We start from the raw sequence: 15750 nt of genomic DNA, 5'->3' as shown, positions 1-15750 counted from the left end.
CCCGCAACCTGCGGATGGCGCTGCAGCAGCGCGGCTGGACTTCTTCAGCGCAGGCGGCTAAGCCGCTCTCGATTTTGAGCAAGCCAACCCCGCCAGCCAAATTCCATCTTAACAGGATAGAAAATGGCCCATCGGAAGATTTTGCAGCTGGCTGCATCAATTGCTGTTGCCCTGGCCGGTGCAGCGCAGGCGCAAAGCATTGCCGTTGACACCGCGCGCGGCGCGGTCGAACTGCCTGGAATTCCACAGAAGATCGTCGTTCTGGATGCCGCGGCGGCGGACACATTAGAGGCCCTGCAGGTGCCAATCGCCGGTGTCCCGTCCAAACTGTATGTCAGCTACCTGCAGGATCTGCAGGACAGGGCCGTGCCGGTGGGCACCCTGTTTGAACCGGATTTTGAAGCCATTGCCATGCTGGCGCCTGATCTGATCGTGGCGGGCGGGCGGTCCTCGGTGCAGGTTGAGGCGCTGGCCGGGATCGCACCGGCCATCGACATGACAATATGGGGCGAAGACCACATTGCCCAATCGCTGGCGCGGCTGCGCAGCTATGGCCACCTGACCGGGCAGGAGGCGCGGGCGGCGGATCTGGAAGCGGCCTTCACCGCCAAGCTGGAGCACACCCGCGCCGCCGTTGGTGGCCGCGGCAATGCAATGATCCTGATGACCAACGGCCCCAAAGTGTCCGTCTATGGTGCCGGGTCGCGGTTCGGCTGGTTGCACACCGCGCTGGACCTGCCGGAGGCGGTGGAAAGCGTCGCAGCACAGACCCACGGCGAGGCTGTTTCCTTTGAGTTCATCGCCGCGGCCAACCCCGATTGGCTGATCGTCATCGACCGTGCCGCAGCGATTGGCCAGGGCAATCAGGCAGCCGCGGTCACCCTGGACAATGCGCTGGTTGCGGGCACCACAGCCTGGCGCCGGCAGCAGGTGGTCTATCTGAATGCGGCCAACGTCTATATTGCGGGCGGCGGCATCCAGTCAATGACGGCGGCGCTAGAGGAGGTTCTGGCGGGGTTTGCAACTGGTGGCTGATCCTGCCGCCCTGGATAGCCGCGGCGCCGGGGGCCGGAATACTCTGGTTCTGATGGGGCTGCTGTTGTGTCTGCTCGCTGCGGTCAGCCTGTTTGTGGGGGTCAACCGGCTGAGCCCGGGGGCAGTGCTGAGTGATCCGCAGGCACTGCAGCTGCTGGCGGTCAGCCGCATTCCCCGCACCGCTGCGGTACTGCTGACCGGCGCGTCGATGGCGGTGGCGGGTGTCATCATGCAGCTGCTGGTGCGCAATAAATTCGTCGAGCCCGGCACCACCGGCACCAATGAAGCCGCCATGCTGGGATTGCTGGCGGTGACGCTGCTGGCGCCCTCGATGTCCCTGTTCGGCAAGATGCTGGCAGCCTCGGCTGCGGCCTTGGCGGGCACCGCCCTGTTCATCCTGCTGGCCCGCCGCATTCCGCCCGAGCGGCCATTGCTGATCCCGCTGTCCGGGTTGGTTTACGGCGGGGTGCTGACGGCCTGCGCAACCTTCGTCGCCATTCAGACCGACCTGCTGCAGTATCTTGGCATCTGGATGAGCGGCGAGTTTTCCGGCGTGCTGGCGGGGAGGTATGAGCTGCTGTGGCTGGCGGGCGGGCTGGCGGTGCTGTCCTATTTTGCGGCAGATCAGTTCACCATTGCGGGGCTGGGCCGGAATGTCAGCCTGAACCTTGGGCTGCGCTACGGGCAGGTGCTAGGGTTCGGTATTGTTACCGTATCGTTGGTGTCGGCGCTGGTGATCGTGACCGTCGGGATGCTGCCCTTCATCGGGCTGGTGGTGCCCAATCTGGTTTCACGCATCATGGGTGACAACCTGCGCGCCAGCCTGCCGGTGGTTGCCGGAACCGGGGCGGGGCTGCTGCTGCTGTGCGATATCCTGGGGCGGCTGCTGCGTTACCCGTATGAGATCCCAGTCGGCACCGTTTTCGGCATCTTCGGCGCTGCAGTGTTTCTGTATATGCTGCTGGGACGCCGGGCGCATGGCTGACCGGCGGATCCTGGGCCTGAGCTGTCTGCTGGCAGCGGCGGCGGCGCTGTTCCTGTTCTGGGGCCTGCGCGGGCCGGTGGCCTATATCCTGGAGCTGCGGCTGGTCAAGCTGGCGGGGCTGCTGTCGGTCGGGGCCGCCGTCGGGGTGGCAACGGTGCTGTTGCAGACGATCAGCCGAAACCGCATTCTGACACCCGCCTTCATGGGGTTCGACGCGCTGTTCCTGCTGCTGCAGACCGGGCTGGTTGCAGGTTTGGGGATTGCCGGCAGCAGCCAGATCCCGGCCCTTGCCGGATTCCTGCTGGACGCCGCCGTCATGATGGGCGCGGCGCTGGTCCTGTTCACCAGCGTGCTGCGCCGCACCCGCCACGATATCCAGCTGATGGTGCTGACCGGCGTGGTTCTGGGGCTGATGTTCCGGACCATTACGGCCTTTCTCCAGCGGTTGATGGATCCGTCCGAATTTTCAATCGTGCAGGCCAGAATGTTTGCGCAGTTCGGCAGTTTCGACCGCGAGGCCCTAGCAATGGCTCTGGGGCTGATGATGCTGGCCTTTTGGTGGGTTTGGAGCAATCACGCGGTTCTGGATGTGGCCGCCCTGGGCCGGGACACGGCACGCAGTCTGGGCGTGGGTCATGACCGGTTGCAGCTGAAGGTGCTCTGCATCATTGCCGCACTGGTTTCGGTGTCGACGGCGCTGGCGGGGCCGGTTGCCTTTCTGGGGCTGCTGGTAACCAGCTTGGCGCACAGCCTGATGCGGACCCACCGCCATGCGCTGCTGCTGCCGGCGGCGGCGCTGATTTCCGCGCTGATCCTGGTGGCGGGCCAGACCGTGTTCGAGCGCATCCTGATGCTGCAATCCACCCTGGCCGTTGTTATCGAGTTTTGCGGCGGCCTGTTGTTCATGTTCTTGCTGGCAAAGGGAAAAATCCGGTGATCAAAATAACCGGCCTCAGCTATGGCCCTGGCGCGAAACCCATCCTTGACGGGATTGATGCAGAAATCCCCTCAGGCCGGATCACTGCGCTGATCGGTCCCAATGGTGCAGGCAAGTCAACCTTGTTGAACCTGATCGCGCAGCAACTGGTCCCCAGCCGGGGCCGCATCAGCCTGGACGGTGAAGACGCGGCCCGGATCGCCCCTGGCCGGCTGGCCCGCAAGATGGCGGTTGTGGCCCAAACCCTGACCGTGGCCAGCCGGGTCCGGGTCAAGGATCTGATCGGCTTTGGCCGCTGGCCCCACAGCCAGGGGCGGTTGACGGAAGCGGATCACGCCGCTATCGGGGACGCGATTGAGCTGTTCGGCCTTGCCCCGCTGCAGCAGCGGTTCCTGGATGAGCTGTCGGGCGGGCAGCGCCAGCGGGCCTTTATCGCCATGGCCTATGCCCAGGACACCGACTGGCTGCTGTTGGATGAGCCGTTGAACAATCTGGACCTGCACCACGCCCGCAATCTGATGTCGCAGCTGCGCCGCCTGGCCGAAGAGCGCGGCAAGGGTATTGTGATCGTTGTGCATGACCTCAACTATGCCATCAGCTGGTCCGATCACGTGGTGGCGCTGAAGGACGGCCGGACCGCCTTTCAAGGTCCGGTGGATGAGGCTGCCAGCGCCGCCAGCCTGACGGCGCTGTATCAGACACCCGTGGTCCTGACCCGGATCGGCGGCCTGCCGTTTGCGCATTACCACCGCTAGCGGCGGATGCAGGCAGGGCGGCGGGCCGGTTGGACGGGTTTAGCCAAAAACCCGCCCGGTATCGGTCTGTTTGACCGGCGTCAGCCGTGGCTGACCGGCATCAGCGCCGCCTTGCGGCCTGCTGTCAGACCGTCAATAGAATTGACAATTGCCTGCCGGTCGATCCGGAAATGGCGGGACAGATCCCCGATTGTCCCGGTTTGGCCGAAATGCTCCACCCCGTGCGGAATCGTCCTGTGCCCGGCCACGGCGCCAAGCCAGGCGAGTGTCGCCGGATGGCCGTCGATCACAGTGACCAGGGTGCAATGCGCAGGCAGATCCTGCAGCAGCTGTTCGATATGCGACACCGCCGCCGGATTGCCGCGGGCGCGCTCCCGCTGGGCGGCGGTCCAGCCAGCATTCAGACGGTCCGCCGAGGTGACGGCCAGTACGCCGATATCGCGCCGCACGCCGCCGATCATGCCGGCGGCGGCAATCGCCTCGTCTGCAACTGCGCCCTGATAGGCGATCACAACCGAGCAATTTGGGCCGGGCTTGCGCAGCCAATAGGCACCGTCGATGGCGCCTTGGCGGAAACCCTCATCGGCGCGTTTGCCCGGCTGCTCCAGCGGTTTTGTGGAAAGGCGCAGATAGACCGAACCGCCGGTCTCATCCCTAAGCCAGGTCCGTTCATCCGGGTCGCCGCTGCCATCCCGCTGCAAATAGCCAAAGGCCCATTCCATGATCACCGCCAGCTCATCGGCAAAGGCGGGTTCAAAGGCCGCCAGCCCGTCCTGGCTCATCCCGATCAGCGGGGTGCTGATGGATTGATGGGCGCCGCCCTCGGGCGCCAGGGTCACACCGGATGGGGTGCCCGCGATCATGAACCGCGCGTCCTGGTAACAGGCATAGTTCAGCGCATCGAGACCGCGGCAGACAAAGGGATCATAGACCGTGCCGACCGGGATCACCCGCTTGCCCCACAGGCTGTGCGCCAGCCCCGCCGCGCCCAGCAGCAGGAACAGGTTCATCTCGGCAATGCCCAGCTCCAGATGCTGGCCCTCGGGGGCAAAGTTCCATTTGGCGGTGGAGGGAATGCGATGCTCGATAAAGGCATCCGCCTGCACCTCGCGTGCAAACAGTTTGCGCCGGTTCACCCAAGGCCCCAAGCCAGTGGTGCCGGTCACATCCGGCGAGGTGGTCATGATCCGCGCCGCCAATTCGCTGTCCCCGCGCGCCAGCGCATCCATGATTTTGCCAAAGGCCATCTGGGTCGAGATTTCGCGGGATGTGTCCAAGGCCACGGATGGCACCGCCAGCGGCGCCTCAGCATACCGGCGCGGGCCCTGGGCAAAAAACGGCACATGGCCCAGGAAGGCCTGCAGCGCGGGCACATCCGCAACTGTTGTAAAAGGATCCCATTCCTGGCCTTCGGGCACCCCCATATGTGATTGCCAATCCGCCATCTGCGCTTTGGTCATCAGCCCGCCGTGGTTATCCTTGTGGCCGGCAATCGGCGTGCCCCAGCCCTTAACCGTATAGGCCAGAAAACAGACCGGGCGGTCGTGGCCGATGGCAGCAAACGCATCCGCCATGGTCTCGACGCAGTTGCCGCCAAGGTTCTCCATCAGCGCCGCCAGCTCCGCATCATTGCGGCGGTCTATCAGCGCTGTGACCGCGCCCTGATCGCCCAAGTCATCCAGCAGCCGCTGGCGCCAGACCGCACCGCCCATATAGGTCAGCGCCGAGTATTCCTGGTTCGGGCAGGCATCGATCCAGGCGCGCAGGGCTTCTCCGCCCGGTTCTTCAAACGCGGCACGCTGCAGGGCGCCGTATTTGACCTTCACAACGTCCCAGCCGAAGGCATCAAAGATCTTCTCGATCCGCTCAAACAGCCCTTCGCGCACAATCCCGTCCAGCGACTGGCGGTTGTAGTCGATGATCCACCAGGTGTTGCGCAGACCGTTCTTCCAGCCCTCCTGCAGTACCTCATAGATGTTGCCCTCATCCAGCTCGGCATCACCGACCAGGGCCACCATACGCCCCAGCCGGGTTTCCGCGCCCCAGTCCTTGGCTTCGATAAAATCCTGCACCATTGAGGCCAGCGCGGTGATGCCGACACCCAGCCCCACAGACCCGGTGGAGAAATCCACATCGTCAATGTCCTTGGTGCGGCTGGGATAGCTTTGCACGCCGCCGAAGCCGCGGAAATTCTCCATCTTTTCGCGGGTCTGATTGCCCATCAGATACTGCATCGCATGAAAGACGGGCGAGGCATGCGGTTTCACCGCCACCCGGTCTTGCGGTTTCAACGCCGAGAAATACAACGCCGTCATGATCGACACCATCGAGGCGGAGGAGGCCTGATGCCCGCCCACCTTGATCCCGTCCGGATTGGGGCGGATGTGGTTGGCGTTGTGGATCATCCAATGCGACAGCCACAACAGCCGCTGTTCAACGGTCTTCAGATGGGTCAGATCCGGGCGCATGGCGGTCTCCTTATTCGGCGGCGTGCTGCAACGGGGCGGGCAGGGCCTGTTCCAGATCCGCCAGGATGTCCTCGACCTCCTCCAGCCCGATGGACAGCCGGATCAGCCCGTCGCTGATGCCATGTTCGGCGCGCTCTTCCGGCGTATAGGTCGAATGGGTCATCGAAGCAGGGTGCTGGATCAGGGTCTCGGCATCGCCCAGCGACACCGCGCGCTGGATCATCTGCAGACCGTTCATCAAGGCGATGCCGCCGGCCAGCCCGCCTTCGACCTCAAAGGCGATCATCGCGCCGGGCTGGTCCATCTGGCGTTCCGCAATGTCATGCTGCGGGAAGCTTTTAAGGCCCGGAAAATGCATCGTGCGGACGGCCGGATGGGCGGCAAGGAAGTCTGCCACCACCCTGGCCGAAGCGCAGTGGCGGTCCATCCGCAGGTTCAGCGTCTTCAGCCCGCGCAGGACCAGCATCGCATTGAACGGCGCCATCACCGCACCGGTCATGTCCTTCATGCCAACCAGGCGGATTTCGGCGATCTGCTCGGCGCGGCCCGCAACCAGCCCGGCAACCACATCACCATGGCCGCCAAGGTACTTGGTGGCGGAATGCAGCACAATGTCGGCGCCCAGCTCAATCGGGCGGGTCAGATACGGGGTGGAATAGGTGTTGTCGACCACCAGCCGGGCGCCCGCGGCATGGGTGATTTCCGCCGCCGCGGCGATATCCACCAGCCGCATGTTGGGGTTGGCCGGCGTTTCAAAGTAGACCACCCGGGTCTTGCCGGAGACCGCCTTGCGCAGATTGTCCATGTCGGTCATATCCACATGGGTGATGGTCACGCCCCATTTCGACAGCCCGTGGCGCATGAAGGCAAAGGTGCAGCCATAAAGCGTCTTGTCGACGATGATCTCGTCCCCTGGCGACAGCAGCGTCCACAGAACCGCGGTCACCGCCCCCATGCCGCTGGCCAGCGCCAGCCCTGCCTCGGCTCCTTCCAGCGTGGCGATGCGCTGTTCCAGCAAATCGCAGGTCGGGTTCGAGATGCGGCTGTAAATATGGCCTGCGCGTTCTCCTGCAAACATTTCGCCGCCCGCCTCGGCAGTCTCAAATGCAAAGGTCGATGTCAGGTGCAACGGCGGCGTCAATGCGCCTTCGTGGTCCTGCGGGTCATAAGCGTGATGAATGGCGCGGGTGGCAAAGCCGTTGGGGCGGGTCATGGCTGTCTCCTCAATCTGATTTCAGCCATAATACGCCATATCATGTGGCAACTGATTGCGAACTATGCTTCAATAGGTGTGAATATTGGCAGATACTGCCAATGCGGGGCGGCATGGACAACAAAGACAGACAAATCATCCGCGCCCTGCAGCAGGACGGGCGGATGACCAACCAGGAACTTGCCGACGCGGTCAGCCTGTCCCCGTCGCCGTGCCTGCGGCGGGTCCGGAACCTGGAGGCCAAGGGGGTTATCCGCGGCTACAGCGCCGATGCGGATGCTGCGGCCTGCGGGCTGGCGATCACCGTTTTTGTCCGCATCCGGCTGGAACGGCATAACGAAACCGACGTCCAGAATTTCGAACGGCGGATGCAAATGATCGAGGAGGTGCTGGAATGCCACGTGCTGACCGGCGCAATGGACTATCAGCTGCGCGTACTGGTGCCTGACCTGGAAGCCTATGAAAGTTTCATCCGCCACCGCATTCACCCGATTGGCGGCATTGCATCGATCGACACCAGTTTTGTCTACGGCACCGTGAAACGCACCGCTGTCTTCCCCCTGCCTGAATGAGACCGGACCTTTTTTGTTCCCGCCGCCAAGCGCAAAGCAATGGACCCTGGCCCTAAGGGCAACCGCTAAAACGCAAGCTGCGGCAAGCTGTGCGGGTTCAGCTTCAAAAGGGCTGCAATCAGCTCCAGGCCCTTGCGGAAACGGGTCTCATCCTGAACCGCGCCCAGCGAAATCCGCACTGCGCCCGGTGAGCCTGTACCCGGGGGCAGAAAAGGCACGTCAGGCGTAACGGCTATGTGCATCTGGCGCGCATATTGCAAAAAATCGCCGGAACCCCATCCGTCAGGCAGCGGTAACCACAGATGCAGTGCTGCAGGGTGCCCTGTCCAGGGTATTCCATTCAATACTCCGCAAACAATGCGATAGCGGCTTTTCAATGCTTTCCTCTGCCAGTCTGCAATCTCCAGCGCTGTGCCGTCCGATACCCAGCAGCCGGCCAGTTCCTGCATTAAGGGCGTGCCCGCCCCACCGAAGCTTAACAAGCGGCCCGTCAGGGAAGGCAGCAAATGGCTGGGCGCAGCCATGTATCCTGCCTGCAGCCCGGGCATCAGGCAGGTGCTGAGGGCAGACATATAGACGGAACGCTCTGGAACCAGCGCTGACACCGGCGGCGGGCGATCCTCTGCCACAGGGCCAAGCGGATCATCTTCAATGATGTAGAGACCATGGTCATCCGCAATCCGGGACAGCTCCCTGCGCCGGTCTTCGGGCATCATAACCGGCACTGGATTTGCCAATGATGGCAGCAAACACAGGACTTTAGCGCCGGACGTCCGGCAGGCTTTCTCCAATGCATCCGGCAAAATACCAGATGAGTCCGTTTTCAGTCCCGAAAGTTTCAAACCCAAATAGGAGCAACCGGAAACGAGCAGATTATGCGTGATACTGTCTGACAAAACGGTGTCGCCAGGACGGGTCAGCGCAGACAGAGCAACAGACATTCCGTGGCTGCCGCCGTTTGTCACTAGAATCTGTTCCGGGGCGGCAGCAAGACCGCAGGCCGCCAGCCACTTTGCCCCTGCCGCGCGACGGGCACCGTGCCCGGAACTGAAACCGCAATCCTGCAAGGCCGAGGGGGTCAGTTCTGCTGTAAGCTTCTGCAATGACAGCTGAAACCGCCTGCTGTGCTCTTGGTTGCGGATGGGGCGGGAGGTGGAGAAATCAAACCCTTCTTCAAGTGGAGTTCTTTGCGGAGCCGCGTGTGGCCCGGGACCGCTGACATAGCTGCCCCGGCCAACCTGCCCGTCAATCAGGTTCTGCTTGCGCAGGCTATCGTAGGCTTTGCTTACGGTGTGAACGCTCAAACCAAGCCGGTCTGCCATTTTGCGATGCGGCGGCAGCCGGGATCCGGCGGGGAGTTTCTCCGTCAGTATGGCCTGCTCAATCGCAACCGCCAGGCTGGCATGCAAAGGCGAATAAAGCGTTTCGGGATCAGGATACCACATTGCCGTTCCTCAATCCTGGCCGCAGGGTAAAAGCAAAGGGCGCCACAGGCCCGGCTGCCTGTTCACGCCGCTTTTACTTTTGCAGCCTGGCCGGTTCCCGCAATGAGAGCCCTGTGCAAAACCGTGACCGCAGTTTCCGCTGATGTCCGTGGCACCGCAAATTGAACATCGACATTGCGCGGTGTTTGATGCGCAGCGATCACCCCGACACCCGCTTGGTCAAAGGCTGCAAGCCCGCGGCGAAGCACCTGCACCCCGGACAGGTCGCGTCCAATGGCCGAAACGATGGACAACGCCCGCGTGCTGACTTGGGCGGACGGATAAGCGCGTTCCAGATCATTCACCACACGGCGCACTGTCTTCAGCGAAGCCTCGACATAGTGGGTGATGGTATTGGCGTTCGAGCTTTTAGAAACGATCCGGACGTTGTGGCGGCGCAGGGCCTCCAGTACCGTGGCATCATAGCCTTTGACGCCGACCATATCCTGCTCGAACAGTTCCAGCGCAACCACATCAAGGCTGGTCACGATTTCAACGGCTGCGGTTTTGGAAGGCTGGCCGTCGATGAGGGTGCCGGGATCGGAAGGCTCAAAGGCATTGGTGATGCGCAGAGCCACTTTTGACTGGCGCAGGATCTTGGCAGCATTCGGGTGAATGGCCTCCATCCCCATATTCGACAGCTGGTCGGCGACATCATAATTCGTGTGCCCCAGTTTGCGCACAGCTTTCGCGCCCACCAGCACCGGATCTGCGGATGACAGGTGGAACTCCTTGTGGATGATCGCCTCTTTCGCCTGGGTGTATGCCGCGATGGTGGAAAATGTGACTTCGGAATACCCGCGGTCATATTCGCGCATAAGCCCCTCGCGGCACTGCGCGTAGCCGGTGACCACAGGCAGTTCCGATGCCAGGTCAAGAGTGCCAAGGCCGCCGCTGATCCGTTCCTCAAGCGAGCATTCGCTGTCATCGCGCCAGCCGCTGAGGTCAATAAACCGGGCATTCAGACCGGCGCGTTGCAGCATCAGGGTTGTCACAAAGGCGGAATGCGCCTCGCCCAGCCCGGACAGCAGCTCACGCACCAGCATCATCTGGCTTGACAGGCGGAAATGGCCGTAGGAGCACAGGCGCTGCAGGTCAAACAAGCAGCTGCGGGCTCCTTCGATGCGGTCGCGCACGAAATCCTCCGCCAGCGCCCGGTCAGCCGGATTGTCCAGGACGCCATTGTGGACCCTGGCCATCGCTTCACCCACGCGGCTCAGCGCATCAAGCCAGCCATGATCGTTGTCGTCGTTGGCAAACAGGGCATAGACGCCAGGCTCACCGGATTTCTTATGCTCCAGCAACAGGTTGGTGATCCCGCCAAAAGCGGAGACAACAAAAATCCGGTGATAGAGCGCGCCACTGCAACGGTCAGCAATGATCAAAGTGTCGCGCAACTCCCGGATGCGGGACATCGACGTGCCGCCGATTTTCTCGACGGTGTGTTCGGGAAAATTCACTGTCTATCCCCCGGCTGGCGCCGGGGCCTCTTCAGGTGGTTTCCAGCGCGTAAGAGCCATCTTCGCGGTGGGTTTCACTGCCGGTCACCGGCGGGTTGAACACGCAGGCCATGACAAGCTCTTCCTCGGCGCGCAGGGTGTGGCGGTCATGCTTGTCCAGTGCATACATCACGCCGGGCCGGATCAGGTGGGTTTCGCCGGCGGCCAGATCGGTGATCGAACCTGTGCCTTGCATGCAATAAACGCTCTCGAAGTGGTTCTTGTATTCGAACGTGTGTTCCGAACCGGCCTCAAGAAAGGTGATGTGGAACGAAAACCCCATCCCGTCCTGCTCCAGCAGCATCCGGACCGAAGACCACTTTGCGTCTGATACAACGCGGCTGCGGTCACTTTTGACAATGTCGTTGTAGTCGCGAACTATCATGTCTTACTCCGCTGCAAATTTGCTTGAGTCCGTTACGCCGCGGATCGCACCGCGCAGGATGTTCAGACCTTTCATCAGCGTATCCTCAGATGTGGTCAGGGGGGCCAGCACCTTGACCACCTGGTCTTTGTTGCCGGAGGTTTCGATAATCAGCCCGTTCTCAAAGGCATGGGCGCAGATGCTGGCGGCCAGCCCGCCTGAGCCGACATCCAGCCCCTGCATCATGCCGCGCCCCTTGAGGCAGGCGCCAGGCAGCAATTCGGCCATTTCTTCCAAGGCAGCAGTCAACAGCCTGGCTTTGGCGGCAGCATCCTTTTGGAACCGGCCATCGGCCCAGAATTTCCGGATCGCAACCCGGGCCGTGACAAAGGCATGAGTGTTGCCGCGGAAGGTGCCGTTATGTTCGGCCGGGCCGAATATGTCATGCGCGGGGCGCACCAGCATCAGCGCCATCGGCAGGCCAAAGCCCGAGATCGATTTCGCCAGCGTCACAATGTCCGGTGTGATCCCCATGTCCTCAAACGAAAAGAAGCCGCCGGTACGGCCGCAGCCGGCCTGGATGTCGTCGATGATCAGCAGCGCGCCGTGCGCCTTGGCCAGCGCGGCGATGCGCTGCACCCATTCGGGGCGCGCGGCGTTCAGGCCGCCTTCGCCCTGCACGGTCTCCAGCAGGATAGCCGCAGGGGCGTCGATGCCGCTGGAGCGGTCGTTCAGCATCGTCTCAAGGTATTCAGCGGTATCAGCGCCGCCCGGAAAGTAGCCGTCATAAGGCATCCGGGTGACGCCGTTCAGCGGGGTGCCAGCGCCGCCGCGGTGATAGCTGTTGCCGGTGGCCGCCAGGGCGCCCAGGGTGACGCCGTGAAAACCGTTGGTAAAGGCGATGACATTGCTGCGGCCGGTCGCCTTGCGGGCCAGTTTCAGCGCTGCCTCAACTGCATTGGCGCCGGTCGGGCCGGTGAACATGACCTTGTGGTCCATGTTGCGCGGCCGCAGGATGTGCCGGTCGAAGGCGTCAAGGAAACCCGCCTTGGCGCTGGTGTGGAAATCCAGCCCATGCGCCAGCCCGTCGGTCGAGATGTGGTCGAGCAGCGCCGCCTTCATGTCCGGATCGTTGTGCCCGTAGTTGAGCGACGAACAGCCGGCAAGAAAGTCGATGTACCGGCGCCCCTTGTCATCAGTCAGCTCAGAGCCGCTGGCATGGGTGAACACCGTATCGAAGCCGCGGCAATAGCTGCGCGCTTCGGATTCGCGGCGCTTGAAAATGGAAATCTCGGCTGACGTATCAGTCGGCATATTGTGTCCTCTTGGAACTAGACAGGTCAAAACGGGCAAGCGCCACATGGATCAAAGCGCCCTCAAACTGTGCAGCCGGGCGTCTCGGAGAAATCGATCGTGACCATGTGCTCGGTACTTTGGCGGTCACGGAAATGCCCGGTCTGCGTAAAATGGGGTCGGCTCTTCAGCGGCGCGCTCCGGTTGGCTGCGAAGTTGTGGAACAATGCCCAGGACGCTCTGTTTTCTTGCGTGATTGTCGTTTGCAGCCGCTTGATGTTTTTGCAGGCCTCGCGGAGCAGCAGGCCGTTCAGCATCCGCGAGCCAAGCCCGGTTCCGCGGGCGTGTTCCGACACCGCCACCTGCCAGACAAACAGCGTTTCCGGATCGTCAGGCAGAACATAGGCAGAAGTCCAGCCAGCTATTTCTTGCTCGATCTCGGCAACCACGCAGGTCTCGCTGAAGTGGTCGCACTGGATCAGATTGCAGTACATGGAGTTTTCGTCGAGCGGCTTGCATGCGCGCACCAGCTCCCAGATCCCGGCCCCATCTTCCGCTGCGGGCTCACGAAGCACAGGTGTTGCTTTCCGGAAAAACTCTAACGCATGCCGCATCTGTCCCGGCGCCTCCATTTTAATTTGACTGACTAAGTAACAGCCTCTCGCAACGGCTTCAAGTCAGTGTCGCAGATTGCGTCAATGTGTCGTTTTTGCCCGTCAATCACAAAAATACGCCTATCAAGTGGATCACTTATGCTTCAGCTATCAAAGTAAAAACCCATAAAATCGCACTTCTTGATTATCCCCCCAAGCTCTGCCAGAAACTGAAGATGGACCGTATTGATGCCAGCTTGATAGCCCTGCGCCGGATTCTGCGCGCGACCGACATGTTCGGACGTGAGCTTGCCCGGTCGGTTGGACTGACTGCGCCGCAGTTTCGGGTGCTGCAAATTATCGCTGGCAGCGAGCATTGCACGGCCAAGGCAATCTCGCAGCAGATGCGGATTTCCCAAGCAACCGTGACTTCGCTTGTCGACAAGCTGGTGCGCAAAGAGATGGCCGTACGTGAAAAGTCGCAGACCGACCGGCGTCAAACCGATATATCTGTCACTGCAAAAGGCCGTCAGGCAATTGCGGAAGCCCCTGACCCCCTGCAGCAACGGTTTGTTCGCAAGTTTGAAGCGATGGAAGATTGGGAGCAGGCCGGATTGATTGCGGCACTGGAACGTGTCGCCGCCATGCTGGACGCGGAGGACATTGATGCTGCACCCGTTTTGGATACCGGGGAAAGCCTGACGACTTCATGAGCCGGCTTTGCCGCAACTGCTGAAAGAGCAGACAGAATGCGCAAGTTATGCTGACAGCCCCGTGCCGCCGAAGTGCGGAGGCTAAGTGCGTAATGTACACCCGCCGTTCGCTTGCTCAATGGCTGCAGATGAGGACACAAGCTGCTCCTTCGCGCCATGATGAAGCAATTTCCGCTACCGGACAGCAGGCTGGACTATGCAAAGGGGCGCTTCTTGTGCATTGCCGGTCCTGTCGCTGCCAGCAGCACCAAAGACCTCCCCCGCTCGACTGTGAACGACAGCCTTCATAGTTTGGAGGGGTTGCGCACGCAGACCCAGCGATCTCACACTCTTCGCTCTTCTTGTTTAACATTCAACATAATCTGCATTACAAGCCGCATCTTTTTAGCCGGGGTGGATTGTCGGAGTACGTAAATAATGAGACCGAGTTATTGAGACTCAACGTCCATAGTTCTCAATCACTTAGGTTTTTTGCGTACCTACAGAGCTCGAAGACAACCGGTTGCTTTGCAACGCTTGAGCCCTACAGATCAGCGCAGCCTTGAGATCGTCGTGTGCGCAACACCGAGATCCAATGCGATGGCCCGGCAGCTATCACCGTTGGCCATGCGTGCGCGGGCAAGTTTCTGCTGATGTTCAGTTAACTTGGGTTTCCGGCCGAATTTGACGCCCTGTTGCGCAGCGATGGCTCGGCCCTCGTTCGCGCGCCGAGTGATACGCTCCCGTTCGTCTTCGGCCAAAGCGGAAAGGAAAGCGAGGATGCCTTTGCCCATCGGAGTGGTCAGATCGAGCCAGGGTTTATCAAGCACCTTCACATAGGCCCCACGATCTGCGATCCGTTGAATAATATTGATGCCGTCGATCATGGATCGTGTGGCTCTGTCCCACTCTGCGATCACAAACACATCCCCTGCCCCGAGTGCGTCTATCGCACGTTCGAGCTGAGGCCGTCCCTTCACGGTTTTCCCGGAAACTTTCTCTCGGAAAATCTTATCAACGATGGCGGCGTTTAGTGCACCGATCTGTCGATCAAGGGATTGTCCGTGACTGGACACTCGGGCGTAACCAATAAGCATGACTTCATCGTATATGAACGCCTTTCAATACGCACCTGATTTATGCACCACACCAAGAGGCTTATGTCATGGGGTTCCTGAGGATGGTGCAAATATCATGAATTACGCAACACAGCCATCTTTCGCTGCAGCGTGCATGAAGTGAAAAGATGCGGACGGTGCCGACCTTCACGTAAGCGAGCTCAATGACCACTTATCCATGCCGCAAAAAAATTGGGATAATGACTTCTTCTTCATCCCAGATATGGCGATTGAGGATATTTTCCAATGCTTGGCCACCCTTATGCAAGCCTGCCAGTTGGTCGCGTGTGACCACGGGATCGTTTAGCTGGGTCAGTGCTGCTTGCGTGCCATCCAGTGCCGCATCCAATACCTTGTGATCGCCATCCAACAAAGAAAACCCACGGTTTAGTTCGGGGTACATCAATCCAAATTGAGGGAAGTAACCATGGTCTTCGATCTCATGGTGATGATGTGCAAATCCGATCAGGTTCTTGGCAAACGGCAGCAAATTCATTTGTGCGACTGCCTCACCGACATCACTGGCAGGCACGTCCAGAAGCCGCTCAATCCCACGCGACAGCTGTGCAGCGCCATCCAGCAGGTTGCGATGGATCGACATAAAGAAGCTTGCTTTGCCACCAAAACGCGGGTGATCTTCCCACTCGGATCGTGTGCTTTCCAACAAAGTCTCTTTTACCGAGGACGGAAGCGCTTTGCGCTTGCTGACATGATACTCAGGCAGATCATAATCGAGGAGCAT

General features: G+C 61.0%; 15 protein-coding genes. 6 read left to right on the top strand and 9 right to left on the bottom strand.

What is annotated here, in order from left to right; translation table 11 throughout:
* The first annotated feature begins 123 nt into the window (after positions 1–123).
* Genes K3724_RS22155 through K3724_RS22140 form a run of 4 tightly spaced genes read left to right on the top strand, consistent with a single transcriptional unit; the run spans position 124 to position 3712 of the window.
* Entirely contained in the window at positions 124–1035 is a 912-nt protein-coding gene (locus K3724_RS22155; protein WP_259993043.1) for a siderophore ABC transporter substrate-binding protein, read from the top strand.
* Positions 1036–1087: 52 nt separating this feature from the next.
* Positions 1088–2020, top strand: a complete 933-nt coding sequence (locus K3724_RS22150; RefSeq protein ID WP_259993067.1) for an ABC transporter permease — start codon at positions 1088–1090, stop codon at positions 2018–2020.
* Positions 2013–2957, top strand: coding sequence for an iron chelate uptake ABC transporter family permease subunit (locus K3724_RS22145; protein WP_259993042.1), 945 nt, complete (start codon positions 2013–2015; stop codon positions 2955–2957). Before K3724_RS22150 ends, K3724_RS22145 begins: the two co-directional genes overlap by 8 nt.
* Complete coding sequence (locus K3724_RS22140; protein ID WP_259993041.1) at positions 2954–3712, top strand: ABC transporter ATP-binding protein; 759 nt, start codon at positions 2954–2956, stop codon at positions 3710–3712. Before K3724_RS22145 ends, K3724_RS22140 begins: the two co-directional genes overlap by 4 nt.
* Positions 3713–3792: 80 nt before the next feature.
* Here the strand turns inward: K3724_RS22140 and K3724_RS22135 are convergent, their stop codons facing one another.
* Both K3724_RS22135 and K3724_RS22130 read right to left on the bottom strand, forming a co-directional pair.
* Complete coding sequence (locus K3724_RS22135) at positions 3793–6180, bottom strand: transketolase (RefSeq protein WP_259993040.1); 2388 nt, start codon at positions 6178–6180, stop codon at positions 3793–3795.
* Between the two features lie 10 nt (positions 6181–6190).
* Positions 6191–7393, bottom strand: coding sequence for a methionine gamma-lyase (locus tag K3724_RS22130; protein ID WP_259993039.1), 1203 nt, complete (start codon positions 7391–7393; stop codon positions 6191–6193).
* 113 nt (positions 7394–7506) lie between these two features.
* Between K3724_RS22130 and K3724_RS22125 the strand changes: the two genes are divergently transcribed.
* Entirely contained in the window at positions 7507–7965 is a 459-nt protein-coding gene (locus K3724_RS22125) for an Lrp/AsnC family transcriptional regulator (protein WP_259993038.1), read from the top strand.
* A gap of 65 nt (positions 7966–8030) precedes the next feature.
* Here K3724_RS22125 and K3724_RS22120 read toward each other — a convergent pair whose 3' ends face one another.
* The 5 genes from K3724_RS22120 to ectA all read right to left on the bottom strand — a co-directional run bounded on the left by K3724_RS22120 (position 8031) and on the right by ectA (position 13237).
* Entirely contained in the window at positions 8031–9410 is a 1380-nt protein-coding gene (locus tag K3724_RS22120) for a PLP-dependent aminotransferase family protein (RefSeq protein WP_259993036.1), read from the bottom strand.
* Between the two features lie 62 nt (positions 9411–9472).
* On the bottom strand, positions 9473–10864 hold the full coding sequence (locus tag K3724_RS22115; protein WP_409201430.1) for an aspartate kinase: 1392 nt from the start codon (positions 10862–10864) through the stop codon (positions 9473–9475).
* Positions 10865–10940: 76 nt separating this feature from the next.
* Positions 10941–11333, bottom strand: a complete 393-nt coding sequence (locus K3724_RS22110; protein WP_259993032.1) for an ectoine synthase — start codon at positions 11331–11333, stop codon at positions 10941–10943.
* A 3-nt stretch (positions 11334–11336) separates the two neighbouring features.
* Positions 11337–12626 carry a diaminobutyrate--2-oxoglutarate transaminase gene (ectB, locus tag K3724_RS22105; RefSeq protein ID WP_259993030.1) on the bottom strand — a complete coding sequence of 430 codons (1290 nt, stop codon included), beginning with the start codon at positions 12624–12626 and terminating at the stop codon, positions 11337–11339.
* A 62-nt stretch (positions 12627–12688) separates the two neighbouring features.
* Positions 12689–13237 carry a diaminobutyrate acetyltransferase gene (gene ectA, locus K3724_RS22100; protein WP_259993028.1) on the bottom strand — a complete coding sequence of 183 codons (549 nt, stop codon included), beginning with the start codon at positions 13235–13237 and terminating at the stop codon, positions 12689–12691.
* A 197-nt stretch (positions 13238–13434) separates the two neighbouring features.
* Between ectA and K3724_RS22095 the strand changes: the two genes are divergently transcribed.
* Positions 13435–13911, top strand: a complete 477-nt coding sequence (locus K3724_RS22095; RefSeq protein WP_259993066.1) for a MarR family winged helix-turn-helix transcriptional regulator — start codon at positions 13435–13437, stop codon at positions 13909–13911.
* A 530-nt stretch (positions 13912–14441) separates the two neighbouring features.
* On the opposite strand, the gene K3724_RS22090 is transcribed toward K3724_RS22095, so the two are convergent.
* On the bottom strand, positions 14442–14987 hold the full coding sequence (locus K3724_RS22090; RefSeq protein WP_259993027.1) for a recombinase family protein: 546 nt from the start codon (positions 14985–14987) through the stop codon (positions 14442–14444).
* 193 nt (positions 14988–15180) lie between these two features.
* Positions 15181–15750: a hemerythrin domain-containing protein gene (locus K3724_RS22085; RefSeq protein WP_259993026.1), complete on the bottom strand. Its 570-nt coding sequence runs from the start codon at positions 15748–15750 to the stop codon at positions 15181–15183.

Origin of the sequence: Leisingera sp. M658 (genome assembly GCF_025144145.1) — a bacterium.
Classification (GTDB): Bacteria; Pseudomonadota; Alphaproteobacteria; order Rhodobacterales; family Rhodobacteraceae; genus Leisingera.
This window is presented reverse-complemented; position numbering and strand designations above follow the sequence as displayed.

What these genes read in the sequence shown, in the direction of transcription:
- K3724_RS22155 (WP_259993043.1), top strand. Translation starts at nt 124, where the DNA reads ATGGCCCATCGGAAGATTTTGCAGCTGGCTGCATCAATTGCTGTTGCC.
- K3724_RS22150 (WP_259993067.1), top strand. Translation starts at nt 1,088, where the DNA reads ATGGGGCTGCTGTTGTGTCTGCTCGCTGCGGTCAGCCTGTTTGTGGGG.
- K3724_RS22145 (WP_259993042.1), top strand. Translation starts at nt 2,013, where the DNA reads ATGGCTGACCGGCGGATCCTGGGCCTGAGCTGTCTGCTGGCAGCGGCG.
- K3724_RS22135 (WP_259993040.1), bottom strand. Translation starts at nt 6,180, where the DNA reads ATGCGCCCGGATCTGACCCATCTGAAGACCGTTGAACAGCGGCTGTTG.
- K3724_RS22130 (WP_259993039.1), bottom strand. Translation starts at nt 7,393, where the DNA reads ATGACCCGCCCCAACGGCTTTGCCACCCGCGCCATTCATCACGCTTAT.
- K3724_RS22125 (WP_259993038.1), top strand. Translation starts at nt 7,507, where the DNA reads ATGGACAACAAAGACAGACAAATCATCCGCGCCCTGCAGCAGGACGGG.
- K3724_RS22120 (WP_259993036.1), bottom strand. Translation starts at nt 9,410, where the DNA reads ATGTGGTATCCTGATCCCGAAACGCTTTATTCGCCTTTGCATGCCAGC.
- K3724_RS22115 (WP_409201430.1), bottom strand. Translation starts at nt 10,864, where the DNA reads ATGTCCCGCATCCGGGAGTTGCGCGACACTTTGATCATTGCTGACCGT.
- K3724_RS22110 (WP_259993032.1), bottom strand. Translation starts at nt 11,333, where the DNA reads ATGATAGTTCGCGACTACAACGACATTGTCAAAAGTGACCGCAGCCGC.
- ectB (WP_259993030.1), bottom strand. Translation starts at nt 12,626, where the DNA reads ATGCCGACTGATACGTCAGCCGAGATTTCCATTTTCAAGCGCCGCGAA.
- ectA (WP_259993028.1), bottom strand. Translation starts at nt 13,237, where the DNA reads ATGGAGGCGCCGGGACAGATGCGGCATGCGTTAGAGTTTTTCCGGAAA.
- K3724_RS22095 (WP_259993066.1), top strand. Translation starts at nt 13,435, where the DNA reads ATGGACCGTATTGATGCCAGCTTGATAGCCCTGCGCCGGATTCTGCGC.
- K3724_RS22090 (WP_259993027.1), bottom strand. Translation starts at nt 14,987, where the DNA reads ATGCTTATTGGTTACGCCCGAGTGTCCAGTCACGGACAATCCCTTGAT.
- K3724_RS22085 (WP_259993026.1), bottom strand. Translation starts at nt 15,750, where the DNA reads ATGCTCCTCGATTATGATCTGCCTGAGTATCATGTCAGCAAGCGCAAA.